At 69.0% G+C, this 16,648-nt stretch carries 13 protein-coding genes; 10 read left to right on the plus strand and 3 right to left on the minus strand.

Features of this window, described 5'->3' with window-relative positions; all coding sequences use genetic code 11:
• Nucleotides 1-66: 66 nt before the first annotated feature.
• Nucleotides 67-519: a hypothetical protein gene (locus AC0OLQ_RS24015; RefSeq protein WP_484528152.1), complete on the minus strand. Its 453-nt coding sequence runs from the start codon at nt 517-519 to the stop codon at nt 67-69.
• Nucleotides 520-770: 251 nt separating this feature from the next.
• Here AC0OLQ_RS24015 and AC0OLQ_RS24020 point away from each other — a divergent pair, with 251 nt between their 5' ends.
• A complete protein-coding gene (locus AC0OLQ_RS24020; RefSeq protein ID WP_484528153.1) occupies nt 771-1,991 on the plus strand; it encodes a hypothetical protein in 1,221 nt (406 codons plus the stop codon).
• A gap of 210 nt (nt 1,992-2,201) precedes the next feature.
• Here AC0OLQ_RS24020 and AC0OLQ_RS24025 read toward each other — a convergent pair whose 3' ends face one another.
• Entirely contained in the window at nt 2,202-3,692 is a 1,491-nt protein-coding gene (locus AC0OLQ_RS24025) for a CoA-acylating methylmalonate-semialdehyde dehydrogenase (protein ID WP_484528154.1), read from the minus strand.
• Nucleotides 3,689-4,993, minus strand: coding sequence for an aspartate aminotransferase family protein (locus AC0OLQ_RS24030; protein ID WP_484528155.1), 1,305 nt, complete (start codon nt 4,991-4,993; stop codon nt 3,689-3,691). Before AC0OLQ_RS24030 ends, AC0OLQ_RS24025 begins: the two co-directional genes overlap by 4 nt.
• A 130-nt stretch (nt 4,994-5,123) precedes the next feature.
• Here AC0OLQ_RS24030 and AC0OLQ_RS24035 point away from each other — a divergent pair, with 130 nt between their 5' ends.
• The 9 genes from AC0OLQ_RS24035 to AC0OLQ_RS24075 all read left to right on the plus strand — a co-directional run bounded on the left by AC0OLQ_RS24035 (nt 5,124) and on the right by AC0OLQ_RS24075 (nt 16,646).
• A complete protein-coding gene (locus AC0OLQ_RS24035; protein WP_484528156.1) occupies nt 5,124-6,725 on the plus strand; it encodes a PucR family transcriptional regulator in 1,602 nt (533 codons plus the stop codon).
• A 227-nt stretch (nt 6,726-6,952) separates the two neighbouring features.
• Nucleotides 6,953-8,512 (plus strand): NCS1 family nucleobase:cation symporter-1, encoded by a 1,560-nt coding sequence (locus AC0OLQ_RS24040; protein ID WP_357336429.1) that lies wholly within the window; start codon nt 6,953-6,955, stop codon nt 8,510-8,512.
• On the plus strand, nt 8,509-9,351 hold the full coding sequence (locus tag AC0OLQ_RS24045) for a nitrilase-related carbon-nitrogen hydrolase (RefSeq protein WP_357336431.1): 843 nt from the start codon (nt 8,509-8,511) through the stop codon (nt 9,349-9,351). The genes AC0OLQ_RS24040 and AC0OLQ_RS24045 overlap by 4 nt, the downstream gene beginning before the upstream one ends.
• Nucleotides 9,348-10,751: a dihydropyrimidinase gene (gene hydA / locus AC0OLQ_RS24050; protein ID WP_484528157.1), complete on the plus strand. Its 1,404-nt coding sequence runs from the start codon at nt 9,348-9,350 to the stop codon at nt 10,749-10,751. Before AC0OLQ_RS24045 ends, hydA begins: the two co-directional genes overlap by 4 nt.
• A 13-nt stretch (nt 10,752-10,764) precedes the next feature.
• Nucleotides 10,765-11,757, plus strand: coding sequence for a TIGR03842 family LLM class F420-dependent oxidoreductase (locus AC0OLQ_RS24055; protein WP_484528158.1), 993 nt, complete (start codon nt 10,765-10,767; stop codon nt 11,755-11,757).
• Between the two features lie 345 nt (nt 11,758-12,102).
• A complete protein-coding gene (locus AC0OLQ_RS24060) occupies nt 12,103-13,134 on the plus strand; it encodes a glycoside hydrolase family 3 N-terminal domain-containing protein (RefSeq protein WP_484528159.1) in 1,032 nt (343 codons plus the stop codon).
• 344 nt (nt 13,135-13,478) lie between these two features.
• Nucleotides 13,479-14,609, plus strand: a complete 1,131-nt coding sequence (locus AC0OLQ_RS24065; RefSeq protein WP_484528160.1) for a peptidoglycan recognition protein family protein — start codon at nt 13,479-13,481, stop codon at nt 14,607-14,609.
• Nucleotides 14,610-14,841: 232 nt separating this feature from the next.
• A complete protein-coding gene (locus AC0OLQ_RS24070) occupies nt 14,842-15,822 on the plus strand; it encodes an ATP-binding cassette domain-containing protein (RefSeq protein ID WP_484528161.1) in 981 nt (326 codons plus the stop codon).
• Entirely contained in the window at nt 15,819-16,646 is an 828-nt protein-coding gene (locus AC0OLQ_RS24075; RefSeq protein WP_484528162.1) for an ABC transporter permease, read from the plus strand. Before AC0OLQ_RS24070 ends, AC0OLQ_RS24075 begins: the two co-directional genes overlap by 4 nt.
• The last annotated feature ends 2 nt before the right edge of the window (nt 16,647-16,648 follow it).

The raw sequence follows: 16,648 nt of genomic DNA on the forward strand, positions 1-16,648 counted from the left end.
GCTGCCGCCGTAATAGGCGCACTCGGCGCTGCATGACGGTCGCGACGCCGCCCAACTGCTTAGCTACTACCTCACGACAGCCGGCAGTCCACCCACCCCCGTGGGCAGCCGCAGTAACGGCGGCCGTCGGGCTCTCATGGCCACCGCTTGCCACACCCGGTGGTCGGCGTTCAACGACGTGCCGGAAGCCAGCGGGATCAGCACTTCCTGGCCCGGCTGGTCGACCGGCTGCCACGGCTGCACGAGCCGCAGGCCGACGCCTACCTGAACCTGCTCGACCAGGCGCTCCTTGACCGGCATATCTCTGCCACCGAGGCCCACGCCCTCGTCGCCACGGCGGGGGCGTTCGAGCTCGCCCGCGTCGACATCGAGCACCTGCACCGGACCTACTTGGCGAGCCTGGCTGGGGTCGCGCTCGAAGATGGCGTCGTGACCCCATCTGAGCGCAGCGACCTGGACCAGGTGGCCGGGCTGCTCGGCTTCCGGCGATCCGACGTCGACCGCCGCAGCTACCGACATTCCACGGCAGCGTCGGCCCGACGCGTGGCAACTTCAGCCCGGCGACATAGTCGTCTTCACCGGCGCCATGGAGCCGGCTTAGTGGGAGGAGGAAGCAAGAGCGGCAGGCCTGCACGTGGGCGACAACGTCACCAAGAAGACGCGGCTCCTGGTCGCCGCGGACCGGACACCATGCCGGGCAAGGCCAAGAAGGCTCACCAAATGGCATCTGAGGTGCCACGGGTTCTCCGGACAGGGACCCCAAAGTAGAATTGCCGCTGGAATCCGTCCGCCAGGCCAGACAGCTCCTGACGGCGCAGGACCGCGCGCCGGTGCTGCTCCCCGCACCCCGCAAGCCCGCGGTCATCACGCCCGACGATGTAGCCATCGCGGCGCAACCCCTCCTGGACAGGGTCCACGATGCGGTCCGGGACACTCTCGAAGCGGCCGACATCGACGGCCAACACCTCAGCGGCGTCATCCTCCGCGAAGCCGAAGCAGTACCCGGCCTGCAGGACCGGCTCGCCGCAGCCACCGGCATCACACCGGCGAGTGTCGCCGACCAGTCCCATGCCCTCGCCGACGGCGCCCTGACGCTCACGGCACCACACCACCACGCACCCACCGCCGCCAACACCCACCTACCGCGGGTCCGGCTCCGCGTGCGGGATTTGACCAGCGCGCTCCTGCTCGGCGCCTGCTCTCTCACCCTGCTTCTTCAAGCCGTCCTCACCGCGGACATCACCACCACATTCCTGCGGGCCGTCGGTGTGCGCACCTCCCTACCGCAACTGGGCGCCGCTGGCGCGCTCGCCATGCTCACCGCGCTCGCCGTGGCGCACCTCGCTCCCACCACCTGGCTCGCCGGGGCAGACAGTGCGTCTGCGCCCGAGCCCGCCACTGGGAGCCTCATCCGGCGCGGATACCTCGCCGCCGCCGTCGGCGGCGCAGTCGCCGCCGTGCTCTACGGCCTCGCGACCGGCACCTCCGTCCGATACGACTACAGCCCATACCTGAAATGGACCCTCACCTCGGCGCTGCCCCTCGCCGTATGCGCCGCCGTCATCGCCGCGACCGCACCCCGAATCCCCGCCAACGCCCTTCCCGCCTGGCTCGCGCGCACCCGGCCGGCGATCCTGCACGCCACCAGCGCCACCACCGGCATCTACCTCATGCGGGCAGCACTCACGATCACCCCACCCGTCGACCTGACCGGCCTGCCCGGCCTCGTCGGCAGCGCCGGAGCCGCGCTCCTCGGCGTCGCCACCGCCCTGACCGCCAGCCGAAGCCGCACCATCCGCACCGTCACCGCACCCGGCCTGGGAATCGGCTACGCCATCGTCTTCACCAACGACACCAACGGCGCACTCATCGTCGGATACCTCGTCGCCCTCACCTGCTGGGCAGTCCGGCTCACCGGCCACACACTGCGACTCGCGTTCCCCACCACCGGGCAGACCCTACGCCGCCTCCTGGACGGCAGGACCAACTGAGACGGCAGGAGCAACCCGAGGTCAAGTGCCGCCCCTGTGGTGGCGCTGCGCGGCCGCCTGGAAAGTGATCACCCCGCCATCGCCTCGCAGCGCGGTCGCCGGTCTGCCCCGGGCAGGTGCGGCGGGTGTGCTCGTCGGTGTTCAGGTGCCGCGCCGTCTTGACGCCTATCAGGGACGAGGTCAGCAAGGGGATCAACGTCCGCTACCGGCTCAGCTGTTCTGTGGGAAGCCGAGGTTCACTCCGCCGTGGGAGGGGTCGAGCCACCGGCTGGTGACGACCTTGGATCTGACGAAGAAGTTGACGCCTTCCGGCCCGTACCCGTGTGTGTCACCGAACAGGGAGTCCTTCCATCCGCCGAAGGAGTAGTAGGAAACCGGGACCGGGATTGGGACGTTCACTCCGACCATGCCGATTTCGATCTCGTTCTGGTAGCGCCGGGCTGCGCCGCCGTCGTTGGTGAAGATGGCGGTGCCGTTGCCGTAGCGGTTGGTGTTGACCACCTCGACGGCGTCGTCGTAGCTGGGCACGCGTAGCACCGAGAGCACCGGTCCGAAGATTTCGTCGGTGTAGATGGACATGTCGGTGTCGACGTGATCGAAGAGGGTCGGCCCGAGCCAGAAGCCGCCTCGCTCACCGTCGATCGGGTGGCTTCGCCCGTCGACCACCAGCTGTGCACCCGCGGCCCGTCCAGCGTCCAGGTACGACAGCACCCGGTCGCGGTGGGCACCGGTGACCAGCGGTCCCATCTCGCAGCCCGGCCGACGGCCGTCGCCGACTTGGAGCGCGGCGATCCGCTCGCTGATCTTGGCGACCAGCGCGTCGCCGACCGGGTCGACGGCCACGACGACGGAGATGGCCATGCAGCGTTCGCCGGCCGAGCCGAAGCCGGCCGAGACGGCGGCGTCGGCGGCGAGGTCGAGGTCGGCGTCGGGCAGTACGACCATGTGGTTCTTCGCGCCGCCGAGCGCCTGCACCCGCTTGCCGTTGCGGGTGCCGGTCTCGTAGACGTAGCGGGCGATCGGGGTGGAGCCGACGAAGGAGATCGCCTTCACCGCAGGGTGTTCGAGAATACGGTCGACTGCCTCTTTGTCGCCGTGCACGACGTTGAACACGCCGTCCGGTAGCCCGGCCTCGGCGAACAGTTCGGCGAGGAAGTTCGCTGCGGACGGGTCCTTCTCGCTCGGCTTGAGGACCACGCTGTTGCCGCACGCGATCGCGTTCGGCGCGAACCACAGCGGCACCATGGCGGGGAAGTTGAACGGGGTGATCACGCCGACCACGCCGAGCGGCTGCCGGATGGAGTACACGTCGACCTGGGTGGAGGCGTTTTCGCTGAACCCGCCCTTGAGTATCTGCGGGATGCCGCAGGCGAATTCCACGTTCTCCAGCCCGCGTTGGATCTCCCCCGTGGCGTCGGACAGCACCTTGCCGTGTTCGGCGGTGATGATCTTGGCCAGTTCGGGCCGGCGGGCGTTCAGCAGTTCCCGGAAGGTGAACATCACGTTTGACCGCTGGGCGAGAGAAGCCGTACGCCAGCGGGTGAAGGCCTCGCCGGCGGCGGCGACGGCCTGGTCGACGACCGCGGCGGTCGCGAAGTCGACGTGCCCTGCGATCTGTCCGGTGGCGGGGTCGTAGATGTCGCCGGCGCGTTCGGCGACGCCGATCCACGGCTTGCCGCCGATCCAATGGGTGGTCCTCATCGCTGCTGCACCTCCTTGGCCACGGCCTCGATCGACTGGGTGAGGATCTCAAGCGCCTCGTCCGCCTCGGCCCGGGTCAGCGTCATCGGTGGTGCCAGGCGGATGACGTTGCCGTACAGGCCGCCCTTGCCGACGAGCAGTCCACGTTCCCGGGATTCCTCGAGCAGTGCGGCGGCGGCCGCCGGGTGAGGCGCGCCGTCGGGTCCGACGAGTTCCAGCGCGATCATCAGGCCCTTGCCGCGGACGTCGCCGACCACGGGATGCGCCTGCGCGACCGCACGGAGGCCGTCGAGCAGCCGGGCACCCAGGTGTGCGGCGTTGGCCTGGAGGTCGTGTTCCAGGAGATAGTTGAGCGAGGCCAGAGCGCCGGTGGTGGCGAGCGGGTTGCCGCCGAAGGTGGAGATCGAGTTGGCGCCGAGGCAGTCCATGAGGTCCGCCCGGGCGATGACGCCGCCGATCGCCAGGCCGTTGCCCAGGCCTTTGGCGAAGGTGATCGCGTCGGGTACGACGCCGTGCGCCTGGATGCCCCAGAAGTGCTCGCCGGTGCGGCCCCAGCCGGTCTGCACCTCGTCGGAGACGAGGAGGATCCCGTACTCGTCGAGCACTTTCTTGAACTCGCCGAACAGCCCGTCCGGTGGGGCGGCGAAGCCGCCGACGCCCTGGATCGGTTCGACGATCATGCACGCGACGTCACCCGCGGTCGTCGTCTCGATGATCTCGCGCAGGTCGGCGACGCAGGCGCGGATGTAGTCCGCGTCGGACAGGTCCCGGAAGGGGCTGCGGTAGCGGTAGCCGCCGTGCACCCAGCTCACCTTGACGGGGCTGAGCGCGCTGGCCGACCAGCCGCGGATGCCGGTGATGCCGACGGTGGCGAACGCGCGGCCGTGGTAGGAGTTGCGCAGGGCGAGCACCTGCTCGCTGCGCCGGCGCTGGGTGGCGAGCATCAGCGCGGTCTCGTTCGCCTCGGTGCCCGAGTTGGTGAAGAACACCTTGGCGTCCGGGATCCCGGAGAGCTCCGCGATCTTCTCCGCGAGCTCGACCTGCGACTGGATCAGGTAGAGCGTGGAGGAGTGCAGCACGCCGGTGTCGATCTGCGACCGGACCGCATCGCTGATCTCGGCCACGTCGTAGCCGATCGCGTTGGTGAGGATGCCGGCGAAGAAGTCGAGGTAGGTGCGTCCCTCCCGGTCGGTCACCCGGCGACCGGACGCGCTGGCGAACTCGATCGGCTGTTCGTAGTACAGCGCCAGCCACTTCGGCATCACGGACCGGTGTCTGGTCAGCAGCTCGCGGTGCGCCATCGCGTCCTCCGTATCTCCGCCGGTAGGCCGAGTGTGGCGGCATTCGTTGTCCAACCGCTATGTGCAACCTGTACCGCTTCGCGGCCGTGGGCATTACGTTGTGTGCAATCCCGGTATTAGGGAGGTCGCGATGTATCCCTCCGTCGCAGACGCCGTCGCGCTGCCGGTGATCCGGCGCGCGAGGCCGCAGGTGGTGGCCGGGTCGGCCGGGATGCAGGGCCGGGTCCGCTGGGTCCACGTGGCGGAGGTCGCCGACATCGCGCACCTGCTCCGCGGTGGGGAACTGGTACTGACCACCGGTATCGCGCTGCCGGAGGAGCCGGCGGCGCTCACGGGCTACGTGGAGGACCTGGCCGCGGTCCACGCGGCGGGGCTGGTCATCGAGTTGGTCCGCCGGTGGAACGATCACGTACCCGAGGCGCTCGTGACAGCCGCGGACCGGCACCGACTGCCCCTGATCACGCTCGCGGAAGAGACGCGGTTCGTGTCCGTCACCGAGGCGGTGGTGGCGCTGATCGTCGACGCCCAGCTCGCCGAGCTGCGGGCCGCCGAGCAGGTGCACGAGACGTTCACCTCGCTCACCGTGGCCGGGGCCGAGCCGGCGGAGGTGCTGCGCGAGGTGGCGAGGATCTCCGCGCTGCCCGTCGTGCTGGAGACGCTGGGGCACGAGGTGCTCGCGTACGACGCGGCTGGGCAGGATCCGACCGAGCTGCTCGCGGACTGGCGTCAGCGGTCCCGGTCCGTGGCCGTGCCCGAGCGAACGGCCTACGACGAGGAGGCCGGCTGGTTGGTCACGGTGGTCGGCGCGCAGGGCGCCGACTGGGGACGCCTGGTGCTGCTCTCGCCGGACCCTCCGCCGCACCGCCACATGGTGGTCGCGGAGCGGGCCGCGTCGGCGCTGGCGGTGCATCGCCTCGTGACACGTGATCGGGAGAGCCTGGAACGGCAGACGCATCGGATGTTGCTCGCGCAACTGCTCGGTCAGGCGGTACCGCCGCCGGATCTGGCCGCCCGGGCGGCCGCGCTGGGCGTCGGCCTCGAACGGCGTCAGCTCGTCGGGGTGGCGATCCGGCCCGGGCACATGACGCCACGAGCGCCTGCGCTGGCCACTCAGGAGGTGCTGCGCGATCTCGCCGAGGTGACCGCGTCGGCCGCGCGGCGGGTGTCAGTGCCCGCCCTGGTGGGCGTCGTGGACGACACGAGCGTGCGGGCGCTGTTGTCGCTGCCCGCCCACGCCAGGGTCGACGCGGTGCTACGTCGGCTGGCCGAGGAGGTACACCGCTCGACAACCGGCCCGGTGCTGGTGGCGGTCGGCACCACCGTGTCACACGCCGCGGAGGTGCGCCGCAGCCTCGGCGAGGCCGCCCACGTCGCGGGGGCGGCCCTCCGCACCCCCGGTGCGCAGCTCTACCACAAGCTGGACAACGTGCGCCTGCGCGGCCTGTTGCACCTGTTGCGGGAGGACGAGCGGGTCCAGGCGTTCGCAGACCGGGAGTTGGGCCCGCTGCTGGCGCGGGACGCCCACCAGCGCAGCCGGCTGGTGGAGCTGCTGCGCTGCTACTGCGAGCAGGGCGGGAACAAGTCGGCGGCGGCCGCTGCGGCGCACCTGTCGCGTACGGCCTACTACCAGCAGCTGTCGCGGATCGCGCAGGTGCTCGGGGTGTCGCTGGAGGACCCGGAGTCGGTGCTGTCGCTGTACGTCGCGCTCCTGGTGCACGAACTCGACGCGTAGGACCGCTCGCAGCGCTAATCCACCCACCGTGCTGATTGACAGGTCGGTGCGGGCATGCCGTGGACAGAGTGTGCCCCGATCATGGCAAGCGTGGACACTTTGGCGCTGCCCGTGGCGGGCTCGCGACACCCACCATTCCCAGATAAAGATCGCGCTGAACCGCCCACCAGGAGCGCGTGAGCCGGGTTGGTCGGCCAGTGTTGCGGCACCGTAACAGGAGGTGACCGATGACCGTCGAGCCCCTGCCCCCGGCCGAAACCACCGCGGTCGAACCCGGCACGCAGATCACCCATCCGGACGGCCGAGTCGAGTTGCGCGACTTCTCCACGATCGCCGACAGCCGCTACTTCAACGAGGAGCTCGCCCCGGTACCGATCGAGAAGCGCACCTGGACCACGTACAACTTCGCGGCGCTGTGGATCGGCATGGCGCACAACATCCCCACCTACCTGCTCGCCGCCGGGCTCATCCAGCTCGGTATGAACTGGGTGCAGGCGTTCCTCACGATCACGCTGGGCAACCTGCTCGTCCTGATCCCGATGCTGTTGAACAGTCACGCGGGCACCAAGTATGGAATTCCGTTCCCGGTCTTCGCCCGCGCGTTCTACGGAGTTCGCGGCGCCAACCTCGCGGCTCTGCTGCGCGCGTTCATCGCGTGCGGCTGGTTCGGCATCCAGACCTGGATCGGCGGTGAGGCGATCTACGCGATCGCCGGGAAACTGCTGGGCTCCTGGTGGGTCGACGCGGCGCGGATCATGGACTACCCGTGGACGCTGTGGGCCTCCTTCTTCCTGTTCTGGGCGATCGAGATGGCGATCATCTGGCGGGGCATGGACACCCTGCGACGCTTCGAGAACTGGGCAGCGCCCTTCGTCATCGTGGTGGCCGTGGCCCTGCTGATCTGGGTCATGGTCGAGGCCGGCGGGCTCGGCCCGATCCTGTCCGAGCCGTCGAAGCTGGGCTGGGGCGCCGACTTCTGGAAGCTGTTCGCTCCATCCCTGATGGCGATGATCGCGTTCTGGGCGACCCTGTCGCTGAACATCCCCGACTTCACCCGGTTCGGCGGCAGCCAGCGGCAGCAGGCGTATGGCCAGGTCCTCGGCCTACCCACCACGATGTCGTTCTTCGCCCTCCTGTCGATCATGATCACCTCAGGCACGGCCGTGATCTACGGCGAGGCGATCTGGGACCCCATCCAGCTCGCCGCCAAGTTCGAGAACCCGCTGGTCGTCGCACTGGGCCTGTTCACGGTCGTGGTCGCGACGCTGTCGGTGAACGTCGCTGCGAACACGGTCAGCCCGGCGTACGACTTCTCCAACGCCGCACCCCGACTGGTCAACTTCCGGACCGGAGGGCTGATCACCGGCGTGCTCGGCATCCTGATCCAGCCGTGGCGGCTGGTGCAGGACCCCAACATCTACATCTTCGTGTGGCTCGGGTTCTACGGCGGCCTGCTCGGCGCCGTCGCCGGAGTGCTCATCGCCGGCTACTGGGTTCGCAGCCGCACGCGCCTCCAGTTGCCCGCCCTCTACCGTCCCGAGGGCCGGTACTGGTTCTCCGGCGGCTGGAACTGGGCGGCCATCGTCGCCACCGTCGTCGGCGCGGTCCTCGCGGTGGGTGGCGCCTACTCCGCACCAGGTAAGGGGCCGTTCCCCGAGGACGGGTTCATCCCGTGGCTCAAGCCGCTCTACGACTACAGCTGGGTCGCCGGTCTGGTCGGCGCGTTCGTCGCCTACCTGGCGCTGTCGCTGCCGCGCACCGCTCACGCCAAGGAGGAAGACCGATGAGCACCATCATCCGAGCCGGGCTGGTGCAACAGAAGTGGACCGGCGACAAGGAGTCGATGATCGCGAACGCGGTGGAGGCGATCCGCAGCGCCGCGTCGCAGGGCGCACAGGTCGTCTGCCTGCAGGAGTTGTTCTACGGCCCGTACTTCTGCCAGGTCCAGGACGCCGACTACTACTCGTACACCGAGGCGATCCCCGACGGGCCGACGACCGCGCTGATGCGTGAGATCGCCGAGCAGCACGGTGTGGTGCTGATCGTGCCGATGTACGAGCAGGAACAGCCAGGCGTCTACTACAACACGGCGGCGGTGATCGACGCCGACGGCACCTACCTCGGCAAGCACCGCAAGAACCACATCCCTCAGGTGAAAGGGTTCTGGGAGAAGTTCTACTTCCGGCCGGGAAACCTCGGCTATCCGGTGTTCGACACCGCGGTGGGCCGCATCGGCGTCTACATCTGCTACGAACGGCACTTCCCCGAAGGCTGGCGGGCGCTGGGGCTGGCCGGCGCGAAGATTGTCTTCAACCCCTCCGCCACGAGCCGGGGCCTGTCGGAGTACCTCTGGCGCCTCGAGCAGCCGGCCGCCGCGGTCGCCAACGAATACTACGTCGGCACGATCAACCGCGTCGGCGTGGAACCGTTGGGCGACAACGACTTCTACGGCCAGTCCTACTTCGTGGACCCTCGGGGGCAACTGGTCGGCGACGCCGCGTCGGACACCGAGGAAGAGGTCGTCATCCGCGATCTCGACATGGACCGGCTGGCCGAGGTGCGCGACCTGTGGGCGTTCTACCGCGACCGCCGGCCGGAGACCTACGAATCGCTGGTGACGCCGTGAGCATCGTCATCCGCAACGGAACAGTCGTCAACGCCACCGGGGAGTACCCGGCGGACGTGCTGGTGGAGGGCGAGCGGATCGCCGCACTCGCCGCGCCGGACTCGGGTCTGGCCCAACAGTGGGCGTCCGGCGCCGAGCGGGTGATCGACGCCGCCGGGAAGTACGTGGTGCCGGGCGGCATCGACGGGCACACCCACATGGAGATGCCGTTCGGGGGCACCTTCTCGGCCGACACCTTCGAGAGCGGCACGACCGCGGCGGCTTGGGGCGGCACCACCACGATCATCGACTTCGCCGTGCAGGGCAAGGGAACGTCGCTGCTGTCCGCGCTGGACAAGTGGCACAGCAAGGCCGACGGCAACTGCGCGATCGACTACGGGTTCCACATGATCGTCTCGGACGTCAACGACACGTCGCTCAAAGAGATGGAGGCCTGCATCGACGCGGGCGTGAACACCTTCAAGATGTTCATGGCCTACCCGGGTGTCTTCTACGCCACGGACGGAGAGATCCTGCGGGCGATGCAGAAGGCGCGGGACACCGGATCAATGATCATGATGCACGCCGAGAACGGCATCGCCATCGACCAGCTCGTCGCGCAGGCATTGGCGAGTGGGCGGACCGACCCGGTACAGCACGGGCTGACCCGGCCTCCCGAGCTGGAAGGCGAGGCAACCTCCCGGGCGATCACCCTGGCGAAGGTCACCGGCGCACCGCTGTACATCGTGCACCTGTCCGCCGCGCAGGCCCTCGACGCGGTCACCCGGGCCCGCGACACCGGGCAGAACGTGTTCGCCGAGACCTGCCCGCAGTACCTGTTCCTGTCGCTGGACGACCTGGCCAGGCCTGACTTCGAGGGCGCGAAGTACGTCGCCTCTCCCCCGCTGCGGCCCAAGGAGCACCAGGCGGAACTGTGGCGCGGCCTGCGCACCAACGACCTGTCGCTGGTGTCCACCGACCACTGCCCCTTCTGCTTCAAGGACCAGAAGGAGCTGGGCCGGGCAGACTTCTCGAAGATCCCCAACGGGATGCCGGGCGTCGAGCACCGGATGGACCTGCTCTACCAGGGCGTCGTGAAGGGCGAGATCACCCTGCCGCGCTGGGTCGAGATCAGCTCGACCACACCCGCCCGGATGTTCGGTCTCTACCCACGCAAGGGCGTCATCGCCCCGGGCGCGGACGCGGACATCACGGTGTACGACCCGACGGCCGAGCAGACCATCTCCGTCGGCAGCCACCACATGAACGTGGACTATTCCGCGTACGAGGGCATGCGGCTGACCGGGAAGGTCTCCACCGTGTTGTCCCGCGGCCGGATCGTCGTCGATGACAACGCCTTCCACGGCGCCGCCGGGCACGGCAGGTTCCTGAAGCGCGACCTCAGCCAGTACCTGGTCTGACGAGGAGTTGACCGTGGACTTCGGTGTCGTACTGCAGACCGACCCGCCCGCTCGCGACGTGGTGGCGGGCCTTGCCGCCGCCGAGGACAACGGGTTCCGCTACGGGTGGACGTTCGACTCCTGCGTGCTGTGGCAGGAACCGTTCGTCATTTACTCGCAGGTCCTCGCCGCGACCAAGCACCTGATCATCGGACCGATGGTGACCAACCCGAGCACCCGCGACTGGTCGGTCACCGCGTCACTCTTCGCCACTCTCAATGACATGTTCGGCAACCGAACCGTCTGCGGAATCGGCCGGGGCGACTCGGCCCGCCGAGTCATCGGCCAACCGCCGGCGAGCCTGGCCACCCTCAGAAGCGCCATGCGTGTGATCAAGGAACTGGCCGAGGGACGCGCCGTCGAACACCACGGCACGCCGGTGCGCATCCCGTGGGTGCGTGACGGCAAGCTGGAGATCTGGATGGCCGCCTACGGCCCGAAGGCGCTGCGGCTGGTCGGCGAGCAGGCCGACGGCTTCATCCTGCAGACCGCCGACCCGGACATCGCCCGCTGGACGATCGGCACGGTACGCGACGCGGCCAGCGCCGCCGGCCGGGATCCGGACTCGATCACGATGTGCGTCGCCGCCCCCGCCTATGTGGGTACGAACGTCGTACACCAACGGGATCAGCTGCGCTGGTTCGGCGGCATGGTCGGCAACCACGTGGCCGACCTGGTCGCCCGCTACGGCGACTCCGGTGTGGTGCCGAAGGCGCTGACCGACTACATCACCGGCCGCGAGGGCTACGACTACTCACACCACGGCCGCGCCGGCAATCCGTCCACCGACTTCGTGCCCGACGCCATCGTCGACCGCTTCTGCCTGCTCGGTCCCGAGTCGGCCCACGTCGACCGGCTGCAGGAGCTCAAGGAGATCGGGGTCCAGAACTTCGCCCTCTACCTCATGCATGACGACAAGGAGAAGACCCTCACGGCGTACGGCAAGAACGTGATCACGCACGTCTAGTGCAGCGCCGGCGATCAGCGCCGGAGCGGATGCATCGTTCATCGCCGCCGGCGGATGAGATCGGAACACCGCAGACCGGTCACCGTCGACCGATCGTCGGGTCCGTTCAGGCACACCGGGACCGGTGCGGGCTACGCGGAGGTGGTCATGTACCCAGCGGCGAAGGTTCGCACCTTGCTGGCGGCCGGGACGCTCGGCCTTGCCATGGTCGCCTGCCAGTCGTCGCACGCCCCCGCGCCCGGGCCGTCCGCCCCTGATGGGGCACGCTCAATCCGGTCCGCGCCCGGTGGGTCGGGTAGCGGACGAGTGGCACCGCCGTCCACATCGACCGCGCCGGTACCGTCCGTGCCGGCGCCGAGCAGGTCGGCGGGCCTGACCAGGTGGCAACTGGCCGGGCAGCGGATCATCTACTCCTATCCCGGGTTGACACCACCGGCGAGCCTGTTGAGGATCATCCGCGCCGGTGAGGCCGCCGGAGTGATCTTCTTCGGGGAGAACATCGCCGGAACCGCCCAGATCAGCTCGGTGATCGCCCAGTTGCGACGAGCCCAGGCGCAAAGCCCGGTCCACGTGCCGCTGCTGCTCATGGTCGACCAGGAGGGTGGCCTGATCCGGCGGCTGTCGGGGGCGCCCGCGCTGTCGGAGAAGCGGATCGGCCAGTCCGCCGATCCAATGGCCGCGGCGGCCGCGGCGGGCACCGGAGCCGGCCGCACCCTCGCCGCGGTGGGCATGAACGTCAACCTCGCCCCGGTTCTCGACGTCTACTCCACTGCGGGCAACTTCATCGACCAGTACCAGCGCTCCTACAGCGCGAACCCCGGCACCGTCGCGCCCCTGGGGCGGGCGTTCATCACCGCCCAGCAGCGCACCGGCGTGGCCGCCACCGCCAAGCACTTCCCGGGACTGGGACAGGCGGCAACGGACCAGAACACCGACAGCCGGCCGATCACCCTGTCCCAGTCGCTGGCCACGTTGCGCGGCACCGACGAGTTCCCGTACTCAGCCGCCGTCGCCAGCGGCGTCGACCTCGTCATGGTGTCCTGGGCCATCTACCCGGCGCTGGACCCGAACCGCCCGGCCGGCCTGTCGCCAACCGTGGTCCGGCAGGAACTGCGCGGCCGCATCGGGTTCACCGGGGTGACCGTCACCGACGCTTTGGAAGCCGGTGCGCTGGCTCACTACGGCAGCACCGGCCAGCGCGCGGTCGCCGCCGCGGCCGCCGGCATGGACCTCATCCTGTGCTCCGCCCGCGACGTCAGCCAGGGCGAAGCCGCCACCGCCGCCCTGGTCAACGCCCAGACCGGGGGCCAGCTCGACTCCCCCGGCTTCATCACCGCAGCGGATCGGATCGCCGATTTGCGGGCCCGTCTCCAATGACCGTCCAGTGAGGTTTCCCCAGGATGTGGACACCCCGGTCGTGCCGAGCACATCTGACCGGTACGGGCGAACGGGTCCACCCGGGCCGCGGTGTTCCACCACCGCAGCCGGCCGTTGACGTTTGGCTGTTGAAAATTGCCAAGCGTTGCGGTGGAATGGTTGAAATGTTTCACCACCGATCCTCGCGGATGAAGGTGGCATCATGTCAGTCCGCCCACTCGCCCGGCGTGGATCTGAACGACGGACGTCCGGCTCACATTCAGCCTTCACTGACATAGATCGATATCATCCGCCGACCCACAACAGTTGTCGTTGTTGTTCCGCACCCCTCATGGAGGCAGCGCATGTCAACTCATCGGCACGAGGTCGGTCGGCGCACCTTGTTCAAGGCAGGTCTGGGTACCGGGATCGCGGCGGTCGTCGGCACTGAACTGTTCGCCGCGGCACCAGCGGGTGCCGCGCCCAGCGCCATGTTCCCCTGGATCATCGATTGCGACACATGGGGTGCGCGCCCGCCACGGGGAGCGATTCAGATCACCGGCAACGTCACCAACAAGATCATCCTGCACCACATGGCGTTCCCGAACGTCACGGACTACTCGCGCGACCAGGCGATACGACTGGCGCGGGACTGTCAGAACCTGCACATGGACGTCAACGGCTGGGCGGACACCGGACAGCATTTCACGGTCAGCCGTGGCGGCTACGTGCTGGAGGGTCGCCACCGCAGCCTGCAGACGCTCGACACCGGCGCGCACCAGGTCATCTCCGCACACTGCCCGGGCGAGAACGGGAACGCGATCGGGATCGAGAACGAGGGCACGTACATCACCGAGACGCCGCCTGACGCACTGCTCGACTCGCTGGTGACGCTGTGCGCCGCGGTGTGCCAGCAGTTCCGGCTGCAGCCCTGGGACATCTTCGGCCACGGGGACTTCTACACCACCGAGTGCCCGGGCACCACCTTCTACCGGCTGTTCCCGATGGTGCGCTCGCGTGTCGCGGCAGCACTCGCAACACAACAGCCGGACATCCCCGCACGCCGGTGGCCCGACATCTGGCGCTTCGTCGACGGCCCGGTTGTGGCGGTCGCGCAGTACCTGCTCGCGGATCTCGGGTACCCGCTGACCCCGAACGGCGAATTCGGCTACGACATGAATGCCGTCGTGGCCGACTTCCAAGCCAACCACGGGATCCGGGTCGACCCGGACGCGACCTTCGACGCGGCCACCTGGGAAGCGCTTGTGCCGGTCCTCGACAAGGACGCCAACGGTCTTCCCGTCAACGCGCTGCAGTACCTGCTCGGCCGCAAGGGGTACGACGACGTCACGATGAGCGGCGAATTCGACCACAGCACCATGAAGGCGGTCCAGGACATGCAGCGCCTCCACGGCCTGGTACCCAATGGGAAGGTCGACGTGGACACGTGGTGCGCGATTGTGGGCGGCTCAGTTCGTTCAGCCTTCCAGTACTGAACACGCTGGCACCTGCACTACCGGGACGACGGAGTGCCGCTGTCGGCGGTGCTCCGCGTCCTGATCAGGCACCGCACTGCACCTGACTGGCCGGGGAATGGACCGGCTGGGCCGGTGCGCCCTGGACGACCGTCACGCGACCGAGGCGGCCCGACCCGCCCGATCCCGCCCTCGGTGGGCGTGTCGGTGCCGTGTCGGTGCCGTGTCAGGCGGCCGGCGCACGCTGTGAGGCATGACAGATGACCTGGTGATCGAGGCCGAGGGCCTCGTCAAGACCTTCGGGAAGACGAGGGCGCTGCAGGGCGTGGACCTCGCGGTGCCCCGGGGGACGGTGCTTGGGGTGCTCGGCCCCAACGGCGCCGGCAAGACCACCGCCGTACGCATCCTCTCCACGCTCCTGACCCCGGACGGCGGCACCGCCCGGATCAGCGGCTTCGACGTCGTCCGCGATGCCGAGCGGGTCCGGCAGAGCATCGGACTCACCGGCCAGTACGCCTCGGTCGACGAGGACCTGACCGGGCGGCAGAACCTGGAGCTGTTCGGCACCCTGCTGGAGCTGGGGCGCACCGGCTCGCGGCGGCGGGCCGCCGAACTGCTCGACTGGTTCGACCTGACCGCCGCCGCTGACCGGCAGGCCAAGACCTACTCCGGCGGCATGCGGCGACGGCTGGATCTGGCCGCCAGCCTTGTCGGCTCGCCCGACGTGATCTTCCTGGACGAGCCGACGACCGGGCTCGACCCGGCCAAACGTGAGGACATGTGGGAGGTGGTGCGGTTGCTGGTCACCAACGGCTCGACCGTGCTGCTCACCACGCAGTACCTGGAGGAGGCCGACGCGCTCGCGGACGCGATCACGGTGATCGACCACGGGCGGGTCATCGCGCACGACACACCCGATGGGCTCAAGCGGGTGGTCGGCGGCCAGACCCTCGAGGTCCGGCCGTCCGATCCCGCGCAGCTGTCCCGGATCGCGGCGATCCTGACCGAGGTCGGCTCCGGTGCGCAGGCCGACGAGATCCGCAAGGGCGTACTCGCGGTGCCGGTCGCCGACGACGCGGCCCTGACCGAGAGCGTCGCGCGGTTCGCCGCCGCCGGCATCGCGGTCACCGAACTCTCCCTGCACCTGCCGAGCCTCGACGAGGTGTTCTTCACCCTCACCGGGCGTACGGCATCCGACGACGAGACCACCCACCGCATGGAGGTCGCGGCATGAGCACCCTGGCCGACGCACCACCCAAGACGAACTCCCCGCTGTCGGCGATCGCGGCGAAACCACGACCCTTCCGGCTCGCCCGGCACTCGTTGGCGCTCGCCAAGCGCAGCCTCATCAAGACCTGGCGTACGCCCGAGGCACTCATCGACGTCACCCTGCAGCCGGTGCTGTTCCTCATCATCTTCGTCTACATCTTCGGCGGCGCGGTCGCCGGATCCACGCACGACTACCTGCAGTTCCTGTTGCCCGGAATTCTGGCGCAGACCATCGCCACCGGCGCCATAGCGATCGGCGTCAACCTCAACACCGACATCGCCAAGGGCATTTTCGACCGGTTCCGGTCGCTGCCGGTCCCCCGCTCCGCGCCGCTGGTCGGCGCGGTCCTGGGCGACGTCGTACGGTACGTGATCGTCACGATCTCGACCCTCGCGATCGGCTACGTGCTCGGTTTCCGGATCGACACCGACCCGCTCCGGGCGCTCGCCGGCTGCCTGCTCGCGGTGCTGTTCGCCCTCTGCCTGAGTTGGCTGCCGGTCCTCGTGGCGATGAAGGTGCGTACCGCGGGCGCCGTGCAGGGCCTGATGTTCGCGCTGATCATGCCGATGAGCTTCGCGTCCAACGTGTTCGTCAGCGCCGACACGCTGCCGGGCTGGATGCAGGCCTTCGTGGACGTCAACCCGATGACCCACCTGGTGGCAGCGGTGCGCGGGCTGTTCCTCGGCACCCCGGTTGGCTCGCACGTGTGGTGGACGCTCGCCTGGTGTGCCGGCTTCGTGGCGGTGTTCATGCCGCTGGCGTTGCGCGCGTATCGCCGGAAGATCTGAAT

Source organism: Micromonospora sp. Utrum1, from assembly GCF_057197805.1.

Bases quoted from the DNA above. Each gene is read 5' to 3' on its own strand.
- AC0OLQ_RS24045 (WP_357336431.1), top strand. From the start codon at position 8,509: ATGAGCACCATCATCCGAGCCGGGCTGGTGCAACAGAAGTGGACCGGC.
- AC0OLQ_RS24030 (WP_484528155.1), bottom strand. From the start codon at position 4,993: ATGGCGCACCGCGAGCTGCTGACCAGACACCGGTCCGTGATGCCGAAG.
- AC0OLQ_RS24025 (WP_484528154.1), bottom strand. From the start codon at position 3,692: ATGAGGACCACCCATTGGATCGGCGGCAAGCCGTGGATCGGCGTCGCC.
- AC0OLQ_RS24075 (WP_484528162.1), top strand. From the start codon at position 15,819: ATGAGCACCCTGGCCGACGCACCACCCAAGACGAACTCCCCGCTGTCG.
- AC0OLQ_RS24040 (WP_357336429.1), top strand. From the start codon at position 6,953: ATGACCGTCGAGCCCCTGCCCCCGGCCGAAACCACCGCGGTCGAACCC.
- AC0OLQ_RS24035 (WP_484528156.1), top strand. From the start codon at position 5,124: ATGTATCCCTCCGTCGCAGACGCCGTCGCGCTGCCGGTGATCCGGCGC.
- AC0OLQ_RS24065 (WP_484528160.1), top strand. From the start codon at position 13,479: ATGTCAACTCATCGGCACGAGGTCGGTCGGCGCACCTTGTTCAAGGCA.
- AC0OLQ_RS24015 (WP_484528152.1), bottom strand. From the start codon at position 519: ATGTCGGTAGCTGCGGCGGTCGACGTCGGATCGCCGGAAGCCGAGCAG.
- AC0OLQ_RS24070 (WP_484528161.1), top strand. From the start codon at position 14,842: ATGACAGATGACCTGGTGATCGAGGCCGAGGGCCTCGTCAAGACCTTC.